At 49.0% G+C, this 4,632-nt stretch carries 7 protein-coding genes; 6 read left to right on the forward strand and 1 reads right to left on the reverse strand.

Annotated elements, in window-relative coordinates:
* Nucleotides 1–357, forward strand: a 357-nt coding sequence (locus BUA75_RS15115) for a hypothetical protein (protein ID WP_207549791.1), incomplete at its 5' end; no start/stop codon positions are given.
* Nucleotides 358–611: 254 nt separating this feature from the next.
* A complete protein-coding gene (locus BUA75_RS15120; protein WP_072875430.1) occupies nt 612–1,640 on the forward strand; it encodes a GGDEF domain-containing protein in 1,029 nt (342 codons plus the stop codon).
* A 30-nt stretch (nt 1,641–1,670) separates the two neighbouring features.
* Here BUA75_RS15120 and BUA75_RS15125 read toward each other — a convergent pair whose 3' ends face one another.
* Nucleotides 1,671–1,982, reverse strand: a complete 312-nt coding sequence (locus tag BUA75_RS15125) for a hypothetical protein (protein ID WP_072875432.1) — start codon at nt 1,980–1,982, stop codon at nt 1,671–1,673.
* Between the two features lie 326 nt (nt 1,983–2,308).
* Between BUA75_RS15125 and BUA75_RS15130 the strand changes: the two genes are divergently transcribed.
* The 4 genes from BUA75_RS15130 to BUA75_RS15145 all read left to right on the forward strand — a co-directional run bounded on the left by BUA75_RS15130 (nt 2,309) and on the right by BUA75_RS15145 (nt 4,478).
* Nucleotides 2,309–3,025, forward strand: a complete 717-nt coding sequence (locus BUA75_RS15130) for a replication-relaxation family protein (RefSeq protein ID WP_072875434.1) — start codon at nt 2,309–2,311, stop codon at nt 3,023–3,025.
* A gap of 189 nt (nt 3,026–3,214) precedes the next feature.
* On the forward strand, nt 3,215–3,463 hold the full coding sequence (locus BUA75_RS15135) for a hypothetical protein (protein ID WP_072875436.1): 249 nt from the start codon (nt 3,215–3,217) through the stop codon (nt 3,461–3,463).
* Nucleotides 3,464–3,549: 86 nt separating this feature from the next.
* Entirely contained in the window at nt 3,550–4,020 is a 471-nt protein-coding gene (locus tag BUA75_RS15140) for a prepilin peptidase (RefSeq protein ID WP_072875437.1), read from the forward strand.
* Nucleotides 4,021–4,070: 50 nt separating this feature from the next.
* Nucleotides 4,071–4,478: a gamma-glutamylcyclotransferase family protein gene (locus BUA75_RS15145; protein ID WP_072875439.1), complete on the forward strand. Its 408-nt coding sequence runs from the start codon at nt 4,071–4,073 to the stop codon at nt 4,476–4,478.
* Nucleotides 4,479–4,632 lie beyond the last annotated feature (154 nt).

Genomic DNA, 4,632 nt, shown 5'->3' on the forward strand with positions numbered 1-4,632 from the left:
GCGGGAAAACCATTGCCGAAATTCCTGTGGTCGTTTTTTCGCTGGTTTTTTCGCGCCCATCGAGTGGTGGATGGGCGCGTATTGCCGCGTAGGAAAGCGAATGGGAAAAGAAGACGATTATGGGCATTGACGCATATCGCCTGGACCCAAGGAAATTTGCCACCGGGGACCACGATTCACGCGTTACAGGCAGGCGAGGTAGCCTTGCATTTGGAGCACATCAGTGATGTGCGGATTCAGTCTCAAAGTGTGACGATTCAGAAAGCCACAGGGAAACGCGGTACGAAACGCGGTGTGATGTATGGCGTTCGGCAAGGGGAGTATGTTTTTGCACGAGGGGAGTGGAGAAAACAGTGAAGAGGAAAGCCATATGGCAGACCGCGATGAGAGGATTCACAGCAGATGTAGGTATTCTCTCCACGTTAAGGTGGATGGACGTTTCTATAGCTATTGCCTCGTGTTTTGTGTTGAGAAACTTGTAGATGGCATCAGTAGATCGGTCGTAATTTTTTGGTTTTTAGTTAAATTCTTGGGTAGCTATATGGCTTGGGTTCGATATAATGGACAGCGTATGATATAGAGCATTCCTTATTCGGGGTGGGGTGAGTTTTGTGGCGGAAGGAAAGAAGGAGCCGGTATATGCTCTCTCTTTAGAGGCTGTCCAATTGCAAATGAAAATTATGCAAGGGATTGTGACGGGGGAATCTCCCCAAAAAGTGTTGTCTTTAGTCCTTCAGGGATTACATATTCGATTTCCTGAATCTATGGCCGCGATTTGGGCAGAAGAACGACGTGATCATAAACGAAAGTTGATGTTACTCGCAACTTATCGTTTATCCATAGACATGTCTGCATGGGAACTCCACTTTTCAGATGAACCGTCACTGTCTTCCCCGACAGACCCCATGCTTATGGTTTTCCAAGAACAATGTCGAGATCTAGGAATCGATTCTGTCTACGGTTTTCCTATTTTAAATACCAAAGGTCATCGTGTGGGATGGATGGGGATGGCTTTTCATCCATCACGTACACTGACAGACGCGGAACGTCCATTCATATGGCCCTACGTTCAAATCGCAGGTCTAGTTATCGAAAAAGAACAATTAGACCGAGAAAATGATTTTTTGGTTCACTATGATTATCTTACAGAAATCCCTAATCGTCGTTTTTTTCATGAACTACTGACAAAGGAAATGGAACGTTCTAGGGAAGAGCATACGCCCCTCAGCTTAGCGATTCTGGATTTAGATAATTTTAAAGAAATTAATGATACCTATGGTCATCTGGCAGGAGACTTCGTTTTGAAGACCGTGGCTCAAAGACTACAAAAAAAGATAGGATCGGAATTTGGAGTAGCAAGGCTTGGAGGGGATGAATTTGCATGCCTTTTTCCTGGATTTCACAAGGAAGAAGCGTTCCAAACCATGCTGGATTTGTATAAAGTCCTAGAAGAACCTGTAACATGGAAAGAGCATACGCTTTCTATTTTGGCATCTATCGGAATTGCATCTTCTCCAGAAGACTCTATAGAAGAAGAAACTTTACTGCGCCTGGCAGATGCAAGCTTGTATCAGGCGAAAAAGTCTGAGCACGTCCGTATTCAAACCTACGTGTCAGAAAAAATAAATGTTGAGATCTAAATCGTAGATAAACTCTCATCCCATCAACTCTCATCGAAACTCTTTCAAAAAGTCCATGACATCTTCCGGCGGCAAGGTTTTTTCCTTGGCGCTTTCTTGCGTTACGGGCGTGGATGCGGGTTCATCCACAGAGATGGGACGGCTGGGTACAGGTGTGGACGCTTTGACCGTCGCTTGACTTCGTTTGTTGCGCCGCTCGGCCAGTTTTTCCTCTGCGCGAATCCCCCGTAGGATTGTCTCTTCCCAAACGGCTTTGCGTACAGAAGGGGACAGGGATTTCAATTGTTCCCAGTAGGCCAGTATGACTTCATGATCAGTTTCCCAACGAGTCATCTTAGGCATGTTCCATCGTCTCCTCGGATGGGGTGATGGTGGAAAGTATAGCACACTTTTTTGACCGTAGGTGCGGACATTTTGGTATGCGTGAACAGAAGATCGAAATGTCAGCAGGTACGGTCGGACAAAAGCCTGTAATAGCTTGCTAAGCAAGGATTTATTCGAGAACATGGTCGACCAAAACGGTCAAAATGGTGAACCAAAAACGTCGAGATGGTTGACCAAACTGACGAAAAGGGTCAACCAAAGCGGTCGAAAAAGTGAGCCAAAAAGGTCGAGGGGAACACAAAAATAGCCTTCCACTCTTTCTTTGTCAGAAGGAGAGATGGCAGGTGCTTTTGCACTGGAAAGACGGAGACTACACAGCCTTTGAAAAAATGATTGGCGCGGTAGCGGATGCCGGCGTGATTCGCGTGGAAGACTTGTGCGAACTACTAGACTGGAGTCCTACAAAACTTTGGCGACACAGACGGCAATTTCGTGAAGCGTATCTGGAAAACCCGCTTGCGAAACGCCGTCTTCATCGGGACGGGGCAGAAATTGTCTACCTGACCGAGATGGGGGCACTCTTTGCCAAACACTTTTTGAGTTTACCCAAACCCCCGCAACCGGTCAGTCACCAAACCAGTCATACGTTGGCTCTTGTAGCGATTCTCATGCGCTATATCCATCGGTACGGGCGAGACGGCGCGGATTGGTACAGCACGCGGGAAGCCACGGATCAACTGGCGTACGTTCGCCATGTGGCGTTGGGGGAGAGTGATGCGGATATGCGTACAGGCGTGGTACGCCCGGATGCGGCGCTCAAAGGACAACAAGGCTTTTGGTGGATTGAGTATGACAACGATACCGAGTCTGCTCGTGTGATTTTGCACAAATTGCAGCGCTGGGCCGCTGCAGTGGAGGGGCTTCATGAAAGTTTTCGCCGTGTGATGTGGATTGCACCCACGGAGAAACGGCGAGACCAACTGGCGGATATCTGGAGGCGGTTGCAGGATGATCGAGCGGACATGCAGTTCTTTGTGGCGGGGGAAGAACGGTGGGAATGATTGACGGAAACGATGCGCCTTTTTCGACCGTGGGTACAGTCGGTGGATGCGTCGGAAGGTGCGGTCTTTTGGGGTCAACCTTTTTGTCAGCAGATACGGTCGTCTTGGTATGTATGAACGGAACACTAAAATGTCAGCATGTACGGTCGGGCAAAAAACTGTAAAAGCTTGTTGTACAAGAGATGAGACATGAGCGTGGTTGACCAAAACGGTCGAAATGGTGAACCAAAAACGTCAAGATGGTCGACCAACTTGACGAAAATGGTCGACCAAAACAGTCGGAATGGTGAACTAAAAACGTCGGAAAAGCGTGATGAAACGGTCGCGTCGGTGCGCCGATGGCGACGTGGTGGTGCACCAAACCGGTCGGGTATGGCATGGATTTCTGGATGGCAGAACAGTTGCAAGGAAAGTAGTCGAAAAGTAGCGAGAAAGTAGTCGAAATCTAGGTTTCAAAAAGGCGGATTTTGCTGTTTCTATGCTGATTTTTTGAAAATAGATGTTTCTTTTGGGAGGCGGGTTCGGTGTTTGGTACAGTTCCTGTGCATCTTTTGTTGACGCTGATACTGGTTGTGAACGCTGTGCTGGATGTGGCCATTCGCAAGGTGTCCGAGACGCTGATCATCCTCGGTGGAATCGGAATGGTTTTTTTGGAAATCGGAACGGGACAAGTTCATGGTGGGGAGGAGGTACTCGCGGTGTCCAGTCTGGCAGGGACAGCCTTGATTCTTGGCCTCCTTTGGTATCGCTCCCACCGAAAAAATGGCACGGGTTTAGGCGACGTGGAGATGGTGGTGCTCATTGGCCTTGGATTTGGGTGGTTTGGAGGTCTTCTGGTGCTCCTAGCACTCTTTCTGGCGTTGGTAACTGAGAAGTTCTGGTCTCGCTTCTGCACAAGATACACACCAGCGGATGTGCGCCACAAAGCGCCGATGGCGGTGTACTTTGCCGTTGTGTCCCTGTTGGGCACCCTGATGCTCTGGCCACTCTATTGACATATTCCTAAAATTAGGTAAAATAGAAAATAAAAACAGGTGAGACTGGGATGCAGGATACAACGGTATTTGTGTATGGCAGTTTGCGAAAAGGTGAGTACAACCGTGGTGTTTTGGAGCCGCATATCTTGAACACGCTTGGGGAAGGTTGCATTCAGGGACAGATGGTATCTCTGGGAGCGTACCCGGCGGTGTTACTGGACAAGCCAGGCATCGTAGTAGGTGAGTGGCTTCGGGTCACGGCGCGGGGGATGGCGGCACTAGATCGACTGGAGGGGTACCCTACGCTCTATAGTAAAGCGCATGTTTGGGATGTGCAGAATAACATCGAGGGCGTGGTGTACTACATGACCGAGCAACAGTTGAGCCGGTTTTTGCGCGGCGGGCGTAACGGCATGGTCGTGCCAGGTGGAGATTGGACGGCGTATCGAAGAGAACAACGTTTGCAGCAGGCGTGATCTTGTGCGGAGTCAAAGCGGAACTCTTTGTCCAAGCACCCTATTTGCCCGACATTCGCGTTTTCGAGTACGGTAGGTAATGAGGAACTAGACTGCCGTCGAAAATGCGACAGAGACGAAAATAGAGCCGAATCCGGCGGAGTGTGCAGAAGAA

Source organism: Alicyclobacillus tolerans, from assembly GCF_900142255.1.
Taxonomy (GTDB): domain Bacteria; phylum Bacillota; class Bacilli; order Alicyclobacillales; family Alicyclobacillaceae; genus Alicyclobacillus_I; species Alicyclobacillus_I tolerans.

Coding starts and splice junctions, on each gene's coding strand:
- BUA75_RS15125 (WP_072875432.1), bottom strand. CDS start 1,982: ATGCCTAAGATGACTCGTTGGGAAACTGATCATGAAGTCATACTGGCC.
- BUA75_RS15135 (WP_072875436.1), top strand. CDS start 3,215: ATGAGCGTGGTTGACCAAAACGGTCGAAATGGTGAACCAAAAACGTCA.
- BUA75_RS15145 (WP_072875439.1), top strand. CDS start 4,071: ATGCAGGATACAACGGTATTTGTGTATGGCAGTTTGCGAAAAGGTGAG.